Annotated in this window: 3 protein-coding genes; 1 reads left to right on the forward strand and 2 read right to left on the reverse strand. The window is 72.3% G+C overall.

The genetic code is table 11. The features are described 5' to 3' along the window. Window positions 1–774, reverse strand: a 774-nt coding sequence (locus ACTHJJ_RS10270; protein ID WP_440302846.1) for an NAD(P)/FAD-dependent oxidoreductase, incomplete at its 3' end; no start/stop codon positions are given. A gap of 438 nt (window positions 775–1,212) precedes the next feature. Between ACTHJJ_RS10270 and ACTHJJ_RS10275 the strand changes: the two genes are divergently transcribed. Continuing rightward, window positions 1,213–3,102 carry a DUF6398 domain-containing protein gene (locus ACTHJJ_RS10275; protein ID WP_440302847.1) on the forward strand — a complete coding sequence of 630 codons (1,890 nt, stop codon included), beginning with the start codon at window positions 1,213–1,215 and terminating at the stop codon, window positions 3,100–3,102. 165 nt (window positions 3,103–3,267) lie between these two features. Here ACTHJJ_RS10275 and ACTHJJ_RS10280 read toward each other — a convergent pair. Then, window positions 3,268–4,218, reverse strand: a 951-nt coding sequence (locus ACTHJJ_RS10280) for an ROK family protein (RefSeq protein ID WP_440302848.1), incomplete at its 5' end; no start/stop codon positions are given.

The raw sequence follows: 4,218 nt of genomic DNA on the forward strand, positions 1-4,218 counted from the left end.
CCGGCGGTGACCCGTGAGCCCGGCCGTGAACCCCTCGAGGGCCCGGATGACAAACCGGGCCTGCACGGTGCCATGGTCTGTCACGGCTCGGCCCGGCGCGATCTCGGTGACCGTCGTCCCCTCCGCGATGGTGACCCCCGATCGCTCGACGACGTCCGCGAGCCCGCGAGCCAGCAGCGCGGGATGGATCCGGGCGCAGTGCGGGCTGAAGAGCGCGCCTGTCGCACCCGGGATCCGCACGCGCTCCCCCACCTCGGCTGCGGTCAGCTGCCAGAGGTCGTCCGGTCCCCAGCCATACCGCCGCAGGTCCTCGAGCTGGGCGCCCAGGCGCTCCTGCTGGGCCGGGTTGGTCGCGATGTGCAGGACGCCGTCCTTGACCACGTGCGCGTCGATGCCCTCGCGGTCGGCGACGGCCACGACCTCGTCGACGGTGCGGAACATCTCCCGCTGCAGCCGCACGGCAGCGTCGGTCCCGCGCGCGCTCGCGTAGCGGCCGAGCTGTCCCGGCGGCTCGGCACTCAGCCAACCACCGTTACGTCCCGATGCGCCGAAACCGGCAAACTCCTTCTCCAGCAGGATGATTCGCAGGTCAGGCTGCAGCTGCTTGAGGTAGTAGGCGGTCCACAGCCCGGTGTAGCCGGCGCCGACGATCGCAACATCGACCGAGCAGTCGCCGGCCAGCGGCGGTCGCCGCTCCGGCTCGCCGAGGTCGCGCCACCAGTGCGAGATGCCGCCGTCGACGAAGCGCGACGTCGGCGCGAAGCCCAGACTCACCTGCTGTCCTCCCGGTTCCTCACCGCACGTCGTCGTGCGGACGGAAGCAGCATTTCAGAGGTATGCCGCTGGGCTCACGCAGGGGCCCCGTGCGCTGCGCGCGTGTCGCGTGAGACGCGTGCGACGGACCGCTCACTCGCCCTCAACGTCGAGTGAGCAGTTCGTCCCACCCGCCCCAGCAGGTTCGGGACCGGTGGGACACCTGCGACGGACCGCTCACTCGACGGGGGGCCACCTCCTGACGTCGAGTGAGCAGTTCGTCCCACCCGCCTCAGCAGAGTTGGGACGCCTGAGACCCCTGCGACCGGGCGCTCACTCGACGTGACACTTCCTGACGTCGAGTGAGCAGTTCGTCCCACCCGCCTCAGCAGACTTGGGGCGGGTGGGGCGGGGTGCTCAGTCGACCGTGGGGCGAGTTTCGGGTGTAAGGATGAGTCAGTGGCGAAGCGAGGGAAGAACCGCAGGGGAGGCGACGCGCGCCTGCGGCTGGTGCACAGCGACGAGGTGGAGCAGCGCGTCGAGGCGGAGGCGGAGCTGCACCCGCTCATGCACCAGATCCGCATCCGGATGCGCGACCGCGACCCGATGGCGCTGCTCGCCTTCGTCTCGTCGATCGTTGCTGCCACCGATGGGCGCTATGGCTTCGAGGACCGGTCGCCGGCCGCCCTCGAGGACCTCATCGACACCTTCATCGACCTCGATATGCCGGAGACCACCGCGGCCCTGCACATCCTGGCCGCGCTCGCCCCGCGGCACCCGATGCGGGCCCGAGCCGCCAGCACGGTCGAAAGGCGCCTGCAGCCGATGCCGACCTGGGTCAGCCGGCTTCCCGAGACCACCATCACCGACGCGGCCAGCATCGGCTTCGAGACGGAGCCCGGGCAGAACTTCCTCGTCGAGTACCGCTGGCCGGGCGGGGACCTCGCCACCTACGTCGTCTTCGACGAGGGGCTCGGCCGGGGCGTGAAGGACGCCTTCCCGACTGCCGAGCCGCTCGCGGCGGCCGCGACCCGGATGCAAGCGGCCGCCCCGGACGGCCTCTCCCTCACGTTCCGGCAGCTCGACCTCGCCACCGCCCGCGCGACCCTCGAGGAGAGCATCGCCAACGGGGAGGACCGCCCGATCGACGAGGAGAACGACACGTGGCCGAGCGGCCGGCCGTTCCTCGAGTGGCTCCTCGGCCTGATGCCCGCCGGAGGGACGCCCGACCCGTCCACGACTTCCCTGCCGGGGTTCCCGGACCTCCACCTGGGTGCTCGGCCTCTCGGCCCCGACGCCGACGACGTCATCGACGACTTCGCCGAGTCGGACGAGGGGGCGGCGATCGGCTTCGACCCCGAGGACGTCCACGACGACGCCGCTCTCCAGACCATCGTCGACTATGCCGGCCTGCTCGGGGCGCAGGATCCCTTGGAGTGGTCTCCGGGCCGCGTCCGTGAGCTGCTCGACCAGTACCTGCCCTCGGTGGCTCTCCCCGACCCGAAGACCGCCCACCGGATGCAGCCCGTGCTCGAGGCCTACCTCAGGTTCGCCTGCCGCCGGACGAACCGGACCTCGAAACAGCGGGACGGCCTCCTCCGCGCCGCCCGAGCCACCATGCCGCGGTATCTCGACATCGCCCTGTCCGCACAGGCCCAGGCGCTGCGCCGGGCGCTCATCGACTACGACAACCTGACGGGTGGCCTGGGCGACTTCGAGATCAACGTGATCGGTGCCGACCCCGGAGAGGCAGCCAACCAGGGCAGCGGCCGCCTCTCCCTCACCATCACGGACCAGGAGGTTATCGACAGGTTGTTGGCCGACGCCGCCCGCAAGGTCGGTGGCCCTGACGAGCTGCAGTCGCTCGACGACACCCCGCTCCCCGACGAACCGTTCGACGCGTCCCAGCTCCCCGAGGACATCCGGGACCGGGTCGAGCAGGTGCGCAGACTCGTCGACGACTTCGCGGACCGGTCGTTCGGTGTCGAGTTCCGCACGGCGTGCCGGCGCTACCTGGCCCGGGTCGCGGCTGCAGAACCGGGCGTCTTCCGCAGGGCGGGCCGTGCCGAGACGGCCGCCGCCGCGGTGGTGTGGACGATCGGGCGCGCGAACCACCTGGTCGCCCGTGGCGGCTCGTCGATGACGGCGCAGGACCTGCTCGCCCACTTCGGCCTCAAGGGGAGCGTGTCCCAGCGGGCCCACGTCCTGATGCGTGGCCTCCCGTCGGCGTCGTATGACGAGCACGGCCCGAACCTCGGCACGCCCGACCTGCTCGTCAGCTCCATGCGGGCCGAGCTCATCGACCTGCGCGACCGTGCGGCGACCGGCCGGATGTTCACCTGGGACTGATCCGGCTGCGAGCCGGACCAGGTGTGTGCCCTTTGTGTCGCCCTGGCGACCAAACCCGCACACACCCGCCGCCGCAGGTCAGGCGTGGCCCCTCGGGCGGACGATCCGCTGGAAGACCGAGGCGGTGTGGCGGCCGCTCGCGATCAACCCCCGCGACAGCCGCCGTCAGGGCAGCCACCGCGCCGGGTCGGCCACCACGGCGTCGAGGGCCACATAGGCCGCTCCGAGTGCCCCGGGTGCCGCCACGCGGGGCGCCAGCTCGACGCTCGGGGTGGTCCACCGCGCCGACAGGACCCGCCGGCGCAGGGTTGCCTCGAGTCGCGGCCGGAGCACCTCGGCGACGTCACGCAGGTGCCCACCGAGCACGATGACTGGCACGTCGACGACGTTGACCACATCGGCGAGCGCGCAGCCCAGCGCCCATGCCGCCCGGTCGACTGCCGAGGCGGCCGCGGGGTCACCAGCCCGGAACCGGTCCACGAGCAGGTCGGCAGGGGCGTCCGGCTCGAGCCCCGCAGCGCCGAGCAGAGCCCGCTTCCCCGCGTACTGCTCGAGGCACCCGGTCGACCCGCACGGGCAGGCCGGCCCGGCGGGGTCGACCGAGACGTGGCCGATCTCTCCGGCCCAGCCATGGCGCCCGCCGAGGGGGAACCCGTCGATGACGACGGCACCACCGATGCCCGTCTCGCCCGAGAGGTAGATGAAGTCGCGCAGTCCCGACGGGTGGCCGGGCCGCGACTCGGTCACCGTCATCGCGGCAAGGTTCGCCTCGTTGCCGATGCTCGGGACCACCCCACCGAGTCGATCCGCGTCCAGCCCGCCGACGATGTCCACCTGTGACCAGTCGAGGTTCGGAGCCCGGACGAGCAGACCGGAGTCGGCCGACACGATCCCGGGCAGCGCGAGGCCGGCGCCGACGAGGACGGGCGCCTCGAGCGCCTCGCCCTCCTCCCCCCGCAGGGCGGCCGGCAAAGTGCCGAGCGCCTCCTCCCCGAGATCCTCGAGGCGGCGCAGGACCGCGGCCGGATCGGAGCGACGCAGGTCGCGCTCCACGAGGCGCTGCACGAGGACCGTTCCGGCGAGGTCCACGACCACCGCCGCCAGGTAGCCGACGTT

The organism is Intrasporangium sp., from assembly GCF_051961875.1.
Classification (GTDB): Bacteria; Actinomycetota; Actinomycetes; order Actinomycetales; family Dermatophilaceae; genus Intrasporangium_A.